Source organism: Xanthomonas sp. WHRI 8932A, assembly GCF_035012785.1.
GTDB lineage: Bacteria > Pseudomonadota > Gammaproteobacteria > Xanthomonadales > Xanthomonadaceae > Xanthomonas.
Map to the genome: position 1 here is coordinate 405,957 of NZ_JAYGQQ010000001.1, position 15,962 is coordinate 421,918.

Genomic DNA, 15,962 nt, shown 5'->3' on the forward strand with positions numbered 1-15,962 from the left:
TGCCAGGCGGGCGCGGCGGGCGCTCGGTACGGATGGATTCCTCGCGCACTCCTACTTGCGCACTCAGGTTCTGAGTGCGTGGCCTACACCCGACGCCTGCTCGCCAGGCTTTTTAGCTGCTCCTGGCAGCCGTGCGTACACCCGCTACGTCAGCGTTGCTAATACGCGTAATGGCACCACACACAGCCCCGAAGCATCGTCGAGCGGTGTGGCCGATACGCTCGACACCGAAGCATCCAACGATACCTGCCCCTTCCAACTACCCGCCGCGCGCGGCGAGCACCTCCGTGCGCTCAGCCGCTGTTGGCAACGCTCTGCGGCCGTGGCAGTGCTTGCGGTAATGGTTGCGACAACGCGTCCACGAACTCCGGCGCCAGCGCCAACTTGCCGAACCAGCCATGCTGGGTGCCGCTGAGTACGCGCAGCATGTGACCACGACCGCCCGGTACGCGCCCCATCGGCTGCAGCAACAGGTCGCGCCCGCGTGCCCATACATCGCGCTCGGATTGAAACAGCGGCGTGAGCCAGCGGCTCCAGCGGTGATAGATCGCCACATGCGCCTGGCGCTCGCGCTGATAGCGCTGCAAGGCGTCATCGATATCCTCGCCCGCGCGCAAGGCATCGCGCATGGCCAATGCATCCAGCAATGCCATGTTGACGCCCTGGCCCAGCTGCGGGCTCATCGCATGTGCGGCGTCGCCGGCCAGCACGAAACGGCCACGATGCCAGCGCGTCATCACCGCATCGCGGTAGCTGGCGCGTGCCAGCGCGGTGTGCACCTGCACGCTGTCCAGACGCAGATGCGCGTCCGGCCACATCTGCGCCACCTCATCGCGCCACGCGCCGATGCCGCGCTGCTCCCAGGCGGCAAAATCGCTGCACGGCAGGCTCCAGAAAAAACTCAGGCGCGGGGTGTCGTCGCCAGGCCGCGTGCCTACAGGCAGCAGCCCGATCATCTTGCGCGCACCGATATAACGCTGGCGCAGTTCGTCGACAAACGGCCAATCCTCGCGCGGCAACAGACACCACAGCGCGCCCCACGGATACACCCGATCCAGCCGGGTGCCCTGCACCTGCGCGCGCAGTGTGGAAGCCGAGCCATCGGCAGCGATGATCAGATCGTACGGACCATGCCATTGCCCGCGCTGGTCCTGCACACGCCTGCCCTCGTGATCGATTGCGGTGATCTGGGTATCGGTCTGCAGCTGCGCGTACTCGGGCCAGGCATCGCACAACAGCGAGAACAAAGCACCGCGCTGCATGCCCAGACCCATCAGGCGGACATCCAGATCGCGGTATTGCATATCCATCACCGCGCGCCCGCATGGCGTTTCGCCATACAGGCGGCGCACCGGCGCGCCATGCATCAGGGCCTGCGACAACAAACCCATCTTCCACAACACCTGCAGGCCGCTGGGCTGCAGCAGGAAGCCGGCACCGACCGGCCCCGGCTTGGCGGCGCGCTCGAAGACGTCCAGTCGATGGCCATCGGCGCCCAGCAAGACCGCCAGCGCCTGCCCTGCCGTTCCATAGCCCACTACCGCAATCCGTAATGCTTGTTGCATCGTCCCTGCTCTGGTTCGCGAACACCGTCCTGCGTGGACCGGTGCAAAAAAAACCCCGCCGTGGCGGGGTTCTTCAACCGCACAATCGAGTCAGATTACTCGACCGGCGTGATGTTCGAAGCCTGGGCACCCTTGGGACCCTGGGTCACGTCATAACTGACGCGCTGGCCTTCCTGCAGGCTGCGGAAGCCCTTGGAATTGATCGCGGAGAAGTGCGCGAAGACATCGGCGCTGCCGTCCTCCGGTGAGATGAAGCCAAATCCCTTGGCGTCGTTGAACCACTTGACGGTACCGTTCGGCATGGTGATGCGAGACCTTTGCAATAATTAATGGGTGGTGTACGGCGGTGCGTACGCGCCGAGTATGCAAAGCTTATTCCCCAATGACAATCACCCGCGTGCAAGTTCGCCAATCAGTTCGGGCAACCCGGACGAGGCGGCATCCACGTTGGCCAACACCTCGGCCATGGTGATTTCCTGCGCGTCGCCGCAACCGGCCGCCCAGTTCGCCACGATCGCCAAACACGCATATTCCAGGCCTTTTTCGCGCGCAAGCCCGGCTTCGGGCATGCCGGTCATGCCGACCAGATCGCAGCCGTCGCGACGCATGCGGGCGATCTCTGCAATCGTTTCCAGACGCGGCCCTTGCGTCGCGCCATAGCACCCGCCGGGCACCATCGTGACGCCGGTCACCTTGGCCGCAGCGATGACCTTGCTGCGAAACATCGGCGAATACGGATGACCGAAATCCACGTGCTGCACCTCGCTACCCGGCTCCTCGCAGAAGGTGGACACGCGCCCCCAGGTGTAATCGATCAGCTGATCGGGGCATGCCAGCACGCGCGGGCCGAACTGTTCGGTGATGCCGCCGACCGTGTTGAGCGCAAGCACGCGCGAGACGCCAATTTGCTGCAACGCAGCGATATTTGCGCGGTAATTGACCTTGTGCGGCGGCAGCGAATGGCCTTCGCCATGCCGGGCCAGGAACGCCACCCGATGGCCGAGCAGCATGCCGACGCGGATCGGCCCCGACGGCGCGCCGTAGGGCGTGTCCAGTTCGTGGGCCTGCACGTCATCGAGCTGCGCGAGCTTGTAGACACCAGTGCCGCCGATAACGGCCAATGCGATGGAATTGGAAGACACAACCGACCTCTGCAACGTAACGGACGTGGAAGCGCGCAAGCGCGCACGAGTGCCCGCGCAGTGGCGGGCCAGTGTTTCAAGAGCGACCAGTAAAGCGTAGCGAGCGATCGTCCGGCCGCGATGGGCGCCAAGGCAACACCGGGAGACACAAACCGTGCACGCCGATTGCGCGCAGCGGCCGCGTCCGCCTGGCGGCTACGCCGCCGCGTTGCTGATCACCGCGCGCGCTTTACTGCTTCATCGCATAGATGGCAGGAATACCGCGCAGCTGTTCGTTGACGTCCATGCCGAAGCCGAACACATAGCGGTCGGCCACTTCGACGCCCACGTAATCGGCGGTGACGCCCGGCACGCAGCGGTCGTGACGCTTGACGGTCAACACTGCCACGCGCACGTCGGTGGCGCCCTGCTCCAGGCACCACTGGCGCACGCCCTGCAGCGTGTAGCCCTCATCAAGAATGTCGTCGACCAGGATCACCCGGCGGCCGAACAGCGCGGTGGCCGGGCGGTGCTTCCACACCAGCTCGCCGCCAACGGTTTCGCCACGGTAGCGGGTGGCATGCAGGTAATCGAACTGCAGATCCTGCCCACGTGCGCCCAGTTCCAGCGCCAACTGGCCGGAGAACGGCAGCGCGCCGTGCATGATGGTGAGATACACCGGCACTTCGCCGGCGTAGTCGCGCGCGATGGCATCGGCAATGGTGCCGACGGCGGCATCGATGGCCGGGCGGTCGACCAGCAGATCGGCTTGGGCCAGGGCCTGGGAAATGGTGAGCGTGGACATCAGGCAATTGATCCGAAAGGGGCGGAAGGAGTGTTGAAAGAGGCATCGGTGCCGGCAAGCAGGCCGTCCCAGCCGAGCGCGCCGCGACCGATCAAGCCGATCAGCGCTGCGGTATTGAGGCTGCGGCCTTGCACGGCCTGCAGCGATTCGTCGACCAGTTCTGGATGGCAGACCAGCACCACGTCGCAGCCGGCATCCAGGTGCGCATGCACCCGGCCCGCCACGCCGCCAGCGCTGAACGAAGCGGCCATGCCGATGTCGTCGGAAAACACCACGCCGCGGAAGCCCATCTGGCCGCGCAGGATCTGCTCGATCCAGCGCTGCGAATAACCGGCCGGTTCCGGCGCGACCTGCGGATAAACCACGTGCGCCATCATCACTGCGTCGGCACCGGCCTCGATGCCGGCCACGAATGGCAGCAAATCGTCGGCCTGCAATTGCTCCAGCGAACGCGGGTCGCTGGCGTGATCCACATGGGTGTCTTCGAGCACCGTGCCGTGGCCGGGGAAATGCTTGAGCGTGGCGGCCATGCCGGCGCTGTGCAGCGCCTGCACATAGGCGCGGGTGAAGGTGGCCACGATCTGCGGGTCGTCGCTGAAGGCGCGATCGCCGATGGCGCGGTTGCCGCGGCCCAGGTCCACCACCGGCGCAAAGCTCAGGTCCACGCCGCTGGCACGCACTTCAGTGGCCATCAGCTGCGCGTGCGCACGGGCGGCGGCGAGCGCGCCTTGCGGATCCTGCAGATACTGCGTACCGAAACTTTGCAACGGCGCCAGCGCGCTGAAGCCGTCGCGAAACCGCTGCACGCGGCCGCCTTCCTGGTCCACGCACAGCAACACCGGGCGCGGCGCGGCAGCGCGGATGGATGCCGACAGCTCGGCCACCTGGGTGCGCGAGGCGAAGTTGCGCTTGAACAGCACCACGCCGGCAACGGCATCGTGCTGCAGCCAGTCGCGTTCCTGTGCGCTGAGTTCGGTACCGGCAACGCCGATCAGAAGCATGTTGGGGGACTCCCGGGCCAGGCGCCACGAGGGCGCAGCGCGGCATTGTCGCAGATGCGCGTTGCAGCGTCAGATCGCGCATTCAGGCGGGGGCTGACGTCCACTGACCGAAGCGCCTTGCGGTCAGGCGTTGCGGCGCCCGCGCACCGATACCGCAAGCCACGTGATCGCCTTTGAGCTCGGGTACCTGCGCTGACAGCGCCGGTGCCGTCATTCGCACCGCGAACGCAACAGCCTGCGTCCCCGGGCAGACACCGCCGCTGTGCTGCCCAGCTCGCCAGCGGCTTACGGCATGCAGCGGCCTGCAGCGGAGACGCATGCGGCAGGTTTACGACCGCGCTGGCCGTCCAGCAGACGACTTCGGTCTTCGCCGCCTCAAAGACGGTCCAGATTCGCCCGCCAGTGTGCGGCCTGGATCTGGATACCCTCCAGCACCTCGGGCGCCATGTCATCGAGCTGCCGATACGGCATCGCCAGGCGTTCGTTCGTGCCTAGCAGCGGACGCTGCCGCGCGAGGAAATCCCAGTACAGCGCGTTGTACGGGCAGGCCCGCGCACCGGTGCGCGCCTTGCGCTGATAGCGGCAGCCGCTGCAGTAATCGCTCATGCGATCGATATAGGCCGCACCACTGATATACGGCTTGCTGCCGAGCAGGCCACCGTCGGCAAACTGACTCATGCCCACCGTGTTGGGCAACTCCACCCACTCGAACGCATCGATGTAGACACCCAGATACCAGCGATGCAGCGCCTGCGGGTCCAGCCCCGCCAGCAGCGCAAAATTGCCGATCACCATCAGCCGCTGGATGTGGTGCGCATGCGCATTGGCCAGCGAGTTACCGACGGCGTCGGCCAGGCACCGCATGCCGATCTGCCCGTCCCAGAACCACTGCGGCAGCGGCGCATGCTGATCGAGCTGATTGGACTGCGCATAGCCGGGCATCTGCGACCAGTACACGCCGCGCACGTATTCGCGCCAGCCCAGGATCTGCCGGATAAAACCTTCCACCGAGGCCAGCGGTGCGTGTCCTTGCCGCCATGCCGTTTCGGCACGCGCAATCACTTCGGCCGGGTGCAGCATCTTGACGTTGAGCGCGAACGACAGCTGCGAATGGAATAGCCGCGGGCTGCGCGTGCTCATCGCATCTTCGTAGCGGCCAAAATCCGGCAACGCAGTGGCGATAAAGGCATCCAGATGCTGCAAGGCTTCATCGCGGTCCAGCGGCCATGGCAGCGCCTGCGCATTTGGCATACCGAAACTGCGCACGCCGGCAGCTTCGATGCGTTGCCACAACGCGCCATGGTCGTGCGCGGCACGCCACTCCTGCGGCGCTGGCGGATCGCCGGGCCACGGCGCGCGATTGTCGTGATCGAAATTCCAGCGCCCGCCTTCCGGTTGGCCGGAGGCATCGAGCAGGATGCGATGGCGCGTGCGCATCCGTCGATAAAAGACCTCCATGCGCCACTGGCTTCCGGCGCGGAAACACGCCGCCACCTCATCGCGTTCGGTCAGGAAATGCTCGCTGTCGACCATGTGCGTGGCAAATGCGCAGCCAGCGCTCCAGTGGCGCAGCGCCTCATCCAGCCGCCATTCGTCCGGCGCCTGATACTGCAGATGCTCGGCGCGGTAATGCGCCATCAACGCTTCAAGATTGGCCGGAATGGATTGCCGATTACTGGCGGTATCGATCGCGACATAGCGCACGCGATGCCCGTGCTGCCGCAAGCGCGCGGCAAACGCGCGCATTGCCGCAAAGATCGCCAGGATCTTCTGCGCGTGATGCAGCACGTAATCGGTTTCCTCCCGCACCTCCATCAGCACGTAGACCACGCCGGGGTCGTGCGTCGCAAACCAGCTGTGCTGAGGGTTGAGCTGATCGCCCAGGATCAGGCGCAGCGTGTGCGCAGGCGTTTGCGAAGCGCTGGTGGTCGTATCGGAGTCACGCATTGGTGCTGAGCTCACGCATGCAGACAGGGCGCGCTTGCATCAGTCAGGCGCTCGGGCAGGCATTCGGCAGCGCTGCGCACGGCATCTGTGCATCTGCGCTGTCTGCAAGGCAAAAGCCGCTCTGCCATTGGGCGACATTAAGGCTCAAACACCACGACTGCACCACCGGCTTATGCATCTGCATGGTGCGTGACACCGTCGGCACACACCCGCTGCGCCAAGGCGGTTCCGCTTTGCCACGCGCCCTCGACCTTGCCGCCCGCCAGCCAATCGCCGCACAGGCCAAGGCCAAGCGGCGCATCCCAGACACAGCCGATCTGCAACGGCGGGTCGGTGCTGGCCACCTCCCACCGATAGGCGTCGCAGGCCTGCGGCGGCGGCAGGCCGAGCGCGGCCAATTCTGGCAGTAGCGTGGCGATGACATCCTCTGGCCTGGCATCGAAATGCAGCTGGCTCCAGTCGGCGGTGGCATGCAGCAGCCAGGTCTCGGCGCCGTGCCGTGCCGGTTTGCTGGCGTCGCGCGCCACCCAGCGCACTGGTCCTGCATTGACGAACAACGCGTCATAGCCAGGATCGATGCACGCATCGAACCGTAACACCACCGCCCAGGCCGGCTGCATGTTTGCATCGCGTGCGATGGTCGCAAGCGCAGGCGCGTTCTCTGCCAACAGCGCGGCCGCATCCGGCGCAGCAAGCGCGAGCAACACCGTATCGACCACATGCAGCGCGGGCACGCCGTGCACGCCCAACGCCCAGCCCTGGCCACTGCGTTGCAAGCTGCGGACAGACGCCTGCAACCGAACATCCAGCCCTGCCGCCAGCGCACGCGCGGGAGCGGCCATCCCCGGCACTCCGACAAAACGCGTCAGCGCGGTGTGCGAAGCGCGCATTGCACGTCCATCCCAGCTTGCGATGCGCGCAGGCCAACGCGCCGCGACGCCGGCGGCGACCCAGCTGTTCACCACTGCGGCAAAATCCGGATCGCGTGCGGTGAAATACTGCGCGCCCACATCGCACTGCCAGCCGGCGCCCATGCGAGCACGCATGCGCCCACCAACCGCATCGCTCTGCTCGTACACCGTCACTACCGCGCCGGCCGCCTGCAGCGTTTTGGCACACGCGAGCCCGGCCAGGCCGGCGCCGATCACCGCAACCGTTCGCGGGCGGTGTGGCTGCATCGCCCGGTCAGTCGCCGGCACGGGCATGACGCAGGCGATCTGTCACACCGCACATCCATCGGGCCCGCACGCATCGGCGCCGCCAATCGGCACCGATTCGGCCGCCAATTGCAGCAGCGCCTGCGCAAACGTCTCCGACGGCTGCGCGCCCTGGATCAGGCTACGCCCGTCGATCACGAAGCTGGGCACTGCACGGATGCCCAGCGCGCTGGCCTGTGCCAACTGTGCCTGTACCTCCACAATGCCTTCGTCGGAGTCGAGCATCGCCTGCACGCGCGAGGCTGCAAGCCCGCCGGCCTCACCCGCACGCAGCAGCGTGTCGGTGGCAGCCACGTTCTGGCCTTGCGCAAAATGCGCATGAAACAAGGCTTCCATCACCGCACCGACATCGCCCTCGTGCGTGGCCAGCCAGAGCAAGCGATGCGCCCGCAACGTGCTGACCTGTACCTGGCCACGCCCGAAGTCGAATGGCAGGCCTTCCGCGCGTGCGGTGTCCTGGGTCTGCGCAAGCATCTGATCCACGCGCGCCGCACCGCCGAACTTGCGCGCCAACGCATCGCGCAATGGCACCGGTTCGGCACCGGCATCCGGGTCGAGCTCGAACGCGTGGTAATGGATGTCCAATGCCGGCAGCTGCGCCCCTAGCGCAGCGACCGCCTGTTCAAAACGGCGCTTGCCGATCCAGCACCAGGGGCAGACCACGTCGGACCAGATGTCGATGCGCATGAGCGGGGATTCGTCGGTGGGGATTTTAGGATTCGCAAAGCATAAGCCCAATACCGAGACAGGGATTGGAGAATCGTGATTGGTGATGCGCAAGGCATCGCCCAGGGCCGACGCATGCGCCTTGGCTTCTACGAATCCCGAATGCCCAATCCCGAGTCCCGGCTCTCCACCCACTGCGAGAACGGATGGGAGGCCAGTGCCAGGTTGTAATAGCGCACGTCGTCGGTGACTTCCGCACCGATCCATTGCGGCTTGGCGAACGCCTCGTCAGCACTGCCAAGCTCGATCTCGGCCACCACCAACCCTGCGTTATCGCCCAGGAATTCATCCACTTCCCACACATGCCCCTGGTACTCGACCAGATGCCGGCGCTTGTCGATCAAGCCGCCCACGCACAACGCCAGCAGCGCGCGCGCATCGGCGAGGGAGATCGGGTACTCGAATTCCTGACGGGTATGCCCGACCTCGCGCGACTTCAGATTGAGAAACGCACTTTCGCCCTGGATGCGCACGCGCACCGACGCGTTCTGCGCGCCACTGCGCAACGACGCCTGATCGTTGATGTACCCCTGCGCCATCGGGATCACCGCATGCGCAGCGCTACGCCAGCCGTCGCCGGTGACAAGAAACTTGCGTTCGATTTCTGTAGGCATGGGAATCGGGAATCGGGAATCGGGAATCGGGAATCGGGAATCGCAACAGCATACGGCGAACCGCCTTCACCATTCCCGATTCCCTATTCACCATTCACCATTCACCGCCGTTCAAACACCGCAATGCTTTCCACATGCGCGGTGTGCGGGAACATATCCATCGCACCGGCTGACACCAGCGTAAAGCGCTGCTCGTTGACCAGGTAGCCGGCGTCGCGCGCCAGCGAACCCGGGTGGCAACTGACATACACGATGCGCTCGAATTTCTTCAGCGGCAGTTGCTGCAGCACTTCCAATGCGCCCGAACGCGGTGGGTCCAGCAGCAGCTTGTCGAAGCCCTGCCGCATCCAGGGCGTATTGCGCTGATCCTGGGTCAGATCGGCTGCATAAAACTGCGCGTTGTCCAGGCCATTGCGTTGCGCGTTTTCCTTGGCGCGCGCCACCAAGCCGGCATCGCCTTCCACGCCGACCACCTCGCGCACCGTTCTTGCCAGCGGCAGGGTGAAATTGCCCAACCCGCAAAACAGATCCAGCACGCGGTCATCGGGTTTGGCATCGAGCAGCGCCAGCGCGTGCGCAATCATCTTCTGGTTGAGCGAGGCATTGACCTGGATGAAGTCCAGCGGCCGGAACGCCAGCTCGACGTCCCATTGGGGCAGGCGGAACGACAGCGGCACGTCCTGCGGCCACAACGGATGCACGCTGTCCACGCCGCCGGGCTGCAAGAAGATCGCAAACCCGTGGGTCTGCGCAAATTCCACCCAGGCCTGCCGATCGCGCTCGCTAAGCGGCTGCATGTGGCGGATGGTCAACGCCACCGCATCGTCGCCGGCGATGAACTCGATCTGCGGGATGTCGCGCTTGCCATCCATGTTTTCGATCAGAGCCGCCAGCAGCGGGATCTTTTCGCCGATCTGCGGAATCACCGTGTAGCAGACCGACAGGTCGGCCACGAAGCGCGGGTCAAGTTCGCGAAAACCGACCAGGGTCTTGTCCTTTTTCTCCACCCGCCGCACCGAGAAGCGACCTTTACGCCGATAGCCCCAGGTGTCGCCGACCAGCGCCGGCAGCACCGTCTGCGGGCTGACGTGGCCGATGCGCTCCAGGTTGTCCATCAGCACGCGCTGCTTGGCCACGATCTGCTGCGACTCCTCCAGATGCTGCAACACGCACCCGGCGCACACGCCGAAATGCGTGCAGCGCGGGGTGACCCGCTGCGGCGAAGCCTCCAGCACGTCCACCGTCTTGGCTTCATCAAAATGGCGGCTGCGCGCGGTGGGCTCGGCACGCACCAGTTCACCGGGCAAGGCGCCACTGATGAAGGTGACCTTGCCGCCCTCGCCGTCGCGGCGCGCCACTCCGCGGCCGTCATGGCTCAGGTCGGTGATCGCGGTCTGGAAGGGGGTACGGTCGAAACGGTTTCGGGTTCTGGCCACGTGGCGACAAGCTGCGGGCAAAAAGGGTGCGTATTGTCGCAGATGCGATCGACCGAGGCCGCCTTGCGTGGCGTGGCAATTGTCGTGCCCCGCAAACACAGGCAAACTTCGCCTGCGCGCGGCAGCTCAGGACGCGGCATCGCTGACAAGGAGGCAGCATGAACATGGCGACACGTCAGGAACCCCATCCACGACTCTTGTTGGTGGAAGACGACCCGATCAGCCGCGGCTTTCTGCAGGCTGCCCTGGAAAGCCTTCCGGCCCTGGTGGATTGCGCAGATTCGTTGTCGTCGGCGCTGGACCGCGCGCGCGAACGTCGCCACGACCTGTGGCTGATCGACGTCAATCTCCCCGATGGCACCGGCAGCGGCCTGCTGCGCGCGTTACGTCTGCTGCACCCGGACGTGCCTGCGCTGGCGCATACCGCCGATGGCGACATGGCGATGCAGCGTGGTCTGCAGTCCGATGGCTTTCTGGAAATGCTGGTCAAGCCGCTGACCACCGAACGCCTGCTGCAGGCGGTGCGTCGCGGTCTGGCGCGTGGCCGCTACAGCGTGGCGCCGGTCGGTGTGGTCGACATCGCCGCCAGCGATTGGGATGAGGCGGCAGCGCTGAGCGCGCTCAACGGCCAGCAGCATCACCTCAACGCACTGCGCGAACTGTTCCTGGCAGAGCTGCCGGGCACACGCGACGCGGTCACCTCGGCACTGAACATCAGCGATGAGCAGGCGCTGCGCAATCATCTGCATCGCTTGCAGGCCAGTTGCGGTTTCGTCGGCGCCGCCCGGCTGGCCGGCGCGGTCCGCCTGCTGCGTGGCGACCCGCAATCGCACACCGCGCAGACCCAGTTTCATGCGGCGGTGGCGGCGTTATTGCACTGAACTGAGGTTGTAGTCGTCAGCGCCACCCGCGGGTCAGGCGCTGACTGAATGTCGGCAGGATCGGATACGCGATTCGTCAAATGACACGCGACACTGGACTTGGCCGCGTCGTGCAGATCAACGCCGCCGCGCCAGATCCTCCAGCATTTCCCAGGATTTCAGGCCGCGTCCGTTCAGATGATGCAACAGCACGCTACGCATGCTGCGGCGCAAGCCGGGCATGTCATCAGTAGCCGGCATTGTGTCCTCCCCCAGCGCCAGCAACGCCGCACCGGTGACAGTCTCACGCCGATCCTGCGCCAGACGCTCGCTCAGTACCCGCATGGCACCTTCCTGCGGATCGAGTCGATAGCGCGCCGCCGGGTCGATCGGCTGCCCGTCGCTGTCGTGCTGCAGATCGAAGGCAAACCCCAGCCCCTCCAGCACATCGCGCTCGAACTGGCGCAACCCCCATGCCAGCGACAACTCCGAGGCCAGATGCGCACGTGCCTGCGCGTAGCACGCATAAAGCTCGGGAACCGCATCATTGCGTGGGGCCAGACGCAGCAACAGCTCGCTGATATAGAAGCCGGCGAGCATGCGTTCGCCGACCAATCGCGGCGCGGTATCCAGCGCTTCGGCCTGGCGCAGTTGCGCAAGTTCTCCGCGCTGCACGGCGGTGAACTGAATCAGTTGCAGCGGCTGCAGCGCCGCACGCAGCGCCTGCTTGCGCGGGCCTTGCACGCCACGCGCCAGCAACCCCACCCGCCCGTGCTGCTCGGTCAGCACTTCCACCAGCAAGCTGGTCTCGCGCCAGGCGCGCACATGCAGGACGAAGCCGTGTTCGTGCTCGATCAGCATCTCAGGCTAGCGCTCACCAGCACACTTCCAGCCCAGGCCATGCGGTCATCATGCGTTCGGTAGTGCAGGTGCCAGTGCCCCTTGCGGCATTTTTCCGTACGTTCCTGAGGACGACAGACAGGGCACATGCAACGCTGCAATCGGCTACGAGGCGCTGCCTGCGGCAATACACCGCCTCAATTCATCTCTGGCCTTGTGGCCGTCGTGCCACTCGATCTCGAATACCTGCTTATTGTCGATGAGTAATCTGTAGCGCGCCTTGTCGTCTATCCCGTCAAGCATTGCCTCCGCGCTGGGGACCGCGAAGGCGATCGTGACCAAGTCAGTACCTGGAGTGAGATAGTGAAAGGCGCGTACGGTCGCCGGCTTTCCATCGCCATCATCCAAGGTCACCTTGATCAAGCCGTCTTTCTTGGGCCGCGGCAATCCGGGACCGGTGAACGCAATCAGCGCACGGCGATAGTCGCCTGCAGGGCCGGCCAGGGTCACAATGCCTTGCAGATTACCGTAGGCCGCAACGCAGTTATCGCCAGGCTTCGCGTCGGCACTAGGGTCGAAGTGTTGCCAGAAGCCCTTGCTGAAACGCTGATAATTTGGATCACTCGCAAGCTTGGCTTTTTCGCTCAGGAGCATCTGCGCCATGCCCAGGGCAGCGGTCGCGCGCGCCTTGAGCGGGTCGTATTCTGGCTGCGCCGCACCAGTGGACGCAGCACCATCACGGACACACAGCGGTGTAGGTGCAAGGCCGGGACCACCGGGTGCCGTCCCTACCATGCGCTCACCTGCTCCGGGTGTATTGGAACATGGGAAGGTCTGCGCACTCACTGCAAATGGCAGCAACCCCAGCACCAGCGCGCTAGCCACCAGCCTGCCGACACCACAAGACCTTAGACCACTAAAGTTCGCTTTCTTGAGCCACATCGTGCACCTCCCTGTTGATTCCAAGATTAGTCGCCGTACCCAAATGCCTTGAGCGCGCTCTCGTCATCCGACCAGCCTTCGCGCACGCGTACCCAGGTTTCCAGAAACACTTTTGCACCGAACAGCCGCTCCATCTGCAGACGCGCCTTGCCGCCGATTTCCTTCAGACGGGTGCCGCCCTTGCCGATCACGATCGCCTTCTGACCTTCGCGCTCGACCCAGATCACCGCACCGATCCGCAGCAGCGCGCCGTCTTCGGCAAAGCGCTCGATTTCCACGGTGGTGGCATACGGCAGTTCTTCGCCCAATTGACGCATCAGCTGCTCGCGCACCAGCTCGCCTGCCAGAAAGCGCTGGCTGCGGTCGGTGATTTCGTCTTCGCCGTACATCGCCTCGGCTTCGGGCACCAGCTTGAGCAGATCGCTCACCAACGCTTCCAGCCCCTTGCGCTTGAGCGCGGACACCGGATGCACGGCGGCGAACGTACGGCCCTCGCTGACCTGCGCCAGAAACGGGAACAACGCAGTCTTGTCCTTGAGCCGGTCGACCTTGTTGACGACCAGCACCACCGGCACCCCCGCGTCGCTGAGCACGCGAAACGCCAGGGTGTCTTCTTCGTCCCAACGGCCGGCCTCGATCACCAGCACCGCGGCGTCCACGCCTTCGAGCGAACCGCGCGCGGCGCGATTCATCACCCGGTTCATCGCGCGCTTTTGCTCGCGGTGCAGCCCGGGTGTGTCGACCAGCGCCAGCTGCCCTTCCGGGAAGGTAGCGATGCCCAGCAGCCGATGCCGCGTGGTCTGCGGGCGATTGGACACGATGCTGACCTTGGCGCCCACCAGGGCATTGGTCAGAGTAGATTTGCCGACATTCGGCCGGCCGATAATGGCAACGCTGCCGCTACGGTGGGGAGTGGTTTCGCTCACGTGTTTACATCCAGTTGTGCGATGACGGTAGCCGCCGCCTGTTGCTCGGCAAGACGGCGCGACGTGCCCTGGCCCTCGGCGCGGGCGATGGGCTGCTCCAGAATGCAGGCGACGTGGAACTGCTTGGCATGTTCGTCGCCGCTCTCGCTGATCAGAGCGTAATTGGGCAACGGCAGCTGCCGTGCCTGCAGCCATTCCTGCAGCCGCGTCTTGGGATCTTTTTCGGCCTTGCCGACCGGTAACGCCGCAAGCGATGACTCGAACCACGGCAGCACCACCGCGCGACAGCGCTCGAATCCGCAGTCCAGATAGATGGCCGCAACGATCGCCTCGACCGCATCGGCCAGGATCGAATCGCGCCGATGACCACCGGACTTGAGTTCGCCCGGGCCCAGCGTCAACCGCTCGCCCAGATTGAGCGTGCGTCCAATCACCGCCAGTGCGCCTTCGCGCACCAGCTCGGCGCGCGCGCGCGTCAGCGCGCCTTCGTCGGCCTTGGGCCAGCGCTGATACAACGCCTCGGCGATCAGCAGATTGACGATGCCGTCGCCGAGAAACTCCAGCCGCTCGTTATGCGGCGTCCCGGCGCTGCGATGCCGCAGCGCCTGGGCGAGCAGACCCGGATCGGCGAATGCATGACCGATCGGATCGCCACGTTGGAAGGTTCTATTCGACACCGCGTTTCGTCATGTCCTGCGAGGTATCGAACTTGCCGACAATATCCAGATTGCCGATCAGCTCGCGACGCACTTCGTAGTTGACCTTCATCCGCCAGCCGCCTTCAACACGCTCGAACTTGACGTCTTCTTTTTTGACGTTCTCCGAGTAATTGATGTACAGCCGACGAAAGAACAGATCCTGCAGCTTTGACGGATCCATGTCGGCACTGCCGGGCTCATTGGCCAGGCCCTTCATTGCGGTGCGGACGGAGTAATACTCCTGATACATCGGAAACAGCTTCATCCCGATGTACAGGCCAAATCCGACCACCGCCAGCACCACCACGAACGACGTCAACGTCATACCGCTTTGCTTGCGCTTCATTGTGCTATCCCCGGCACGCCGTGCGTGCATTTACTGGATTCCAGTCCCGATCCGCGACGGATCGAAACTCCCCTTACAGAACCACCCTTCGCAATTGAGCCAGATCAGAAACGCCTTGCCGCGCAGATTGGCTTCCGGCAAGAAATGCGTCTGGGTCCAGAACCGACTGTCTTCACTATTGTCGCGATTGTCCCCCATCACGAAATAGCTGTCTGCCGGCACCGTCCAGTCGCCCTGGCCGGCCGGCATGTTGCGGTCCACCCACTCCAGCACGGTATGCGTACGGCCCGGCAGGTCCTCGACCAGCAAGGTGGTGCCGGTCATCTCGGCGCCCTTGCCCTTGCCGATGTACTCGCCCTTGACCGTATAGCGCATCGGCTTGTCGTTGATATACAGCGTGTCGCCGTGGAAGCCGATCTTGTCGCCTGGCAGGCCGACCACGCGCTTGATCCAGTTCTGATCCGGCGCATGCGGGGGTTTGAACACCACCACGTCGCCGCGCTTGGGCTCGCTGGTCGGAATGAATTTGGTGTTGGTGATCGGCAGACGGAAACCGTAGGCGAACTTGTTGACCAGGATGAAATCGCCGATCAGCAGGTTGGGCATCATCGAACTGGATGGAATCTTGTACGGCTCGGCCACGAAGCTGCGCAGGATCAGCACCACCGCCAGCACCGGAAAGAACGCGCGCGAGTAATCGATGATCGCCGGCTCGCTGTCCAGCAGCCCGGCACGTGCGGCACGGCGCTTGGCCAGGAACAGCTTGTCCAGCAGCCAGATAAAGCCGGTGCCCAGCGTCAGCACAACCAGGATGATTTCAAACCATTTCATTGATGTTCCTTTCGGAAAGGGAATCGAGAATCGAGAATGGGGAATTGGAACAGCGGGAGCACGTGCACCCTTACGATTTCCGATTCC

The 15,962-nt window shown here is 64.6% G+C and carries 17 protein-coding genes; 1 reads left to right on the plus strand and 16 read right to left on the minus strand.

All coding sequences use genetic code 11. The features are described from left to right. Nucleotides 1-293: 293 nt before the first annotated feature. The 10 genes from VC212_RS01825 to rlmD all read right to left on the minus strand — a co-directional run bounded on the left by VC212_RS01825 (nucleotide 294) and on the right by rlmD (nucleotide 10,432). The gene (locus VC212_RS01825) at nucleotides 294-1,565 is read right to left on the minus strand and encodes an NAD(P)/FAD-dependent oxidoreductase (RefSeq protein WP_323514183.1); all 1,272 of its coding nucleotides are present in this window, start codon (nucleotides 1,563-1,565) and stop codon (nucleotides 294-296) included. A gap of 95 nt (nucleotides 1,566-1,660) precedes the next feature. Further along, nucleotides 1,661-1,867: a cold-shock protein gene (locus VC212_RS01830; protein WP_003488188.1), complete on the minus strand. Its 207-nt coding sequence runs from the start codon at nucleotides 1,865-1,867 to the stop codon at nucleotides 1,661-1,663. Between the two features lie 87 nt (nucleotides 1,868-1,954). Next, complete coding sequence (locus VC212_RS01835) at nucleotides 1,955-2,707, minus strand: S-methyl-5'-thioinosine phosphorylase (protein WP_323514184.1); 753 nt, start codon at nucleotides 2,705-2,707, stop codon at nucleotides 1,955-1,957. Between the two features lie 229 nt (nucleotides 2,708-2,936). Then, nucleotides 2,937-3,491: a hypoxanthine-guanine phosphoribosyltransferase gene (locus VC212_RS01840; protein ID WP_055845328.1), complete on the minus strand. Its 555-nt coding sequence runs from the start codon at nucleotides 3,489-3,491 to the stop codon at nucleotides 2,937-2,939. Then, on the minus strand, nucleotides 3,491-4,492 hold the full coding sequence (gene nagZ / locus VC212_RS01845) for a beta-N-acetylhexosaminidase (RefSeq protein ID WP_323514185.1): 1,002 nt from the start codon (nucleotides 4,490-4,492) through the stop codon (nucleotides 3,491-3,493). The genes VC212_RS01840 and nagZ overlap by 1 nt, the downstream gene beginning before the upstream one ends. 375 nt (nucleotides 4,493-4,867) lie before the next feature. Next, the gene (locus tag VC212_RS01850; RefSeq protein ID WP_323514186.1) at nucleotides 4,868-6,439 is read right to left on the minus strand and encodes a cryptochrome/photolyase family protein; all 1,572 of its coding nucleotides are present in this window, start codon (nucleotides 6,437-6,439) and stop codon (nucleotides 4,868-4,870) included. Nucleotides 6,440-6,609: 170 nt separating this feature from the next. Then, nucleotides 6,610-7,617 carry an FAD-dependent oxidoreductase gene (locus tag VC212_RS01855; protein ID WP_055845336.1) on the minus strand — a complete coding sequence of 336 codons (1,008 nt, stop codon included), beginning with the start codon at nucleotides 7,615-7,617 and terminating at the stop codon, nucleotides 6,610-6,612. Nucleotides 7,618-7,659: 42 nt separating this feature from the next. After that, nucleotides 7,660-8,343, minus strand: a complete 684-nt coding sequence (locus VC212_RS01860; protein ID WP_055845338.1) for a DsbA family oxidoreductase — start codon at nucleotides 8,341-8,343, stop codon at nucleotides 7,660-7,662. A gap of 128 nt (nucleotides 8,344-8,471) precedes the next feature. Beyond that, the gene (locus VC212_RS01865) at nucleotides 8,472-8,996 is read right to left on the minus strand and encodes a CYTH domain-containing protein (protein WP_055845341.1); all 525 of its coding nucleotides are present in this window, start codon (nucleotides 8,994-8,996) and stop codon (nucleotides 8,472-8,474) included. A gap of 101 nt (nucleotides 8,997-9,097) precedes the next feature. Then, on the minus strand, nucleotides 9,098-10,432 hold the full coding sequence (rlmD, locus tag VC212_RS01870) for a 23S rRNA (uracil(1939)-C(5))-methyltransferase RlmD (protein WP_055845344.1): 1,335 nt from the start codon (nucleotides 10,430-10,432) through the stop codon (nucleotides 9,098-9,100). Nucleotides 10,433-10,590: 158 nt separating this feature from the next. Here rlmD and VC212_RS01875 point away from each other — a divergent pair, with 158 nt between their 5' ends. Continuing rightward, nucleotides 10,591-11,313, plus strand: coding sequence for a response regulator (locus VC212_RS01875; protein ID WP_055845347.1), 723 nt, complete (start codon nucleotides 10,591-10,593; stop codon nucleotides 11,311-11,313). Between the two features lie 117 nt (nucleotides 11,314-11,430). Here VC212_RS01875 and recO read toward each other — a convergent pair whose 3' ends face one another. From recO to lepB, 6 genes are all read right to left on the minus strand, one after another. Beyond that, nucleotides 11,431-12,153 (minus strand): DNA repair protein RecO, encoded by a 723-nt coding sequence (recO, locus tag VC212_RS01880; RefSeq protein ID WP_323514188.1) that lies wholly within the window; start codon nucleotides 12,151-12,153, stop codon nucleotides 11,431-11,433. Between the two features lie 144 nt (nucleotides 12,154-12,297). Continuing rightward, nucleotides 12,298-13,074: a hypothetical protein gene (locus VC212_RS01885; RefSeq protein WP_238155896.1), complete on the minus strand. Its 777-nt coding sequence runs from the start codon at nucleotides 13,072-13,074 to the stop codon at nucleotides 12,298-12,300. A gap of 26 nt (nucleotides 13,075-13,100) precedes the next feature. After that, the gene (era, locus tag VC212_RS01890; RefSeq protein WP_115512206.1) at nucleotides 13,101-14,000 is read right to left on the minus strand and encodes a GTPase Era; all 900 of its coding nucleotides are present in this window, start codon (nucleotides 13,998-14,000) and stop codon (nucleotides 13,101-13,103) included. Further along, a complete protein-coding gene (gene rnc / locus VC212_RS01895) occupies nucleotides 13,997-14,677 on the minus strand; it encodes a ribonuclease III (protein ID WP_055845353.1) in 681 nt (226 codons plus the stop codon). The genes era and rnc overlap by 4 nt, the downstream gene beginning before the upstream one ends. After that, a complete protein-coding gene (locus VC212_RS01900; protein WP_115512207.1) occupies nucleotides 14,667-15,074 on the minus strand; it encodes a DUF4845 domain-containing protein in 408 nt (135 codons plus the stop codon). Before VC212_RS01900 ends, rnc begins: the two co-directional genes overlap by 11 nt. Continuing rightward, a complete protein-coding gene (gene lepB, locus VC212_RS01905) occupies nucleotides 15,075-15,875 on the minus strand; it encodes a signal peptidase I (RefSeq protein WP_055845359.1) in 801 nt (266 codons plus the stop codon). It lies immediately after the preceding gene. Nucleotides 15,876-15,962: the final 87 nt, after the last annotated feature.

Coding starts and splice junctions, on each gene's coding strand:
- VC212_RS01850 (WP_323514186.1), bottom strand. CDS start 6,439: ATGCGTGACTCCGATACGACCACCAGCGCTTCGCAAACGCCTGCGCAC.
- nagZ (WP_323514185.1), bottom strand. CDS start 4,492: ATGCTTCTGATCGGCGTTGCCGGTACCGAACTCAGCGCACAGGAACGC.
- VC212_RS01840 (WP_055845328.1), bottom strand. CDS start 3,491: ATGTCCACGCTCACCATTTCCCAGGCCCTGGCCCAAGCCGATCTGCTG.
- lepB (WP_055845359.1), bottom strand. CDS start 15,875: ATGAAATGGTTTGAAATCATCCTGGTTGTGCTGACGCTGGGCACCGGC.
- VC212_RS01875 (WP_055845347.1), top strand. CDS start 10,591: ATGAACATGGCGACACGTCAGGAACCCCATCCACGACTCTTGTTGGTG.
- VC212_RS01900 (WP_115512207.1), bottom strand. CDS start 15,074: ATGCACGCACGGCGTGCCGGGGATAGCACAATGAAGCGCAAGCAAAGC.
- VC212_RS01825 (WP_323514183.1), bottom strand. CDS start 1,565: ATGCAACAAGCATTACGGATTGCGGTAGTGGGCTATGGAACGGCAGGG.
- recO (WP_323514188.1), bottom strand. CDS start 12,153: ATGCTGATCGAGCACGAACACGGCTTCGTCCTGCATGTGCGCGCCTGG.
- VC212_RS01830 (WP_003488188.1), bottom strand. CDS start 1,867: ATGCCGAACGGTACCGTCAAGTGGTTCAACGACGCCAAGGGATTTGGC.
- VC212_RS01860 (WP_055845338.1), bottom strand. CDS start 8,343: ATGCGCATCGACATCTGGTCCGACGTGGTCTGCCCCTGGTGCTGGATC.
- VC212_RS01885 (WP_238155896.1), bottom strand. CDS start 13,074: ATGTGGCTCAAGAAAGCGAACTTTAGTGGTCTAAGGTCTTGTGGTGTC.
- VC212_RS01865 (WP_055845341.1), bottom strand. CDS start 8,996: ATGCCTACAGAAATCGAACGCAAGTTTCTTGTCACCGGCGACGGCTGG.
- VC212_RS01855 (WP_055845336.1), bottom strand. CDS start 7,617: ATGCAGCCACACCGCCCGCGAACGGTTGCGGTGATCGGCGCCGGCCTG.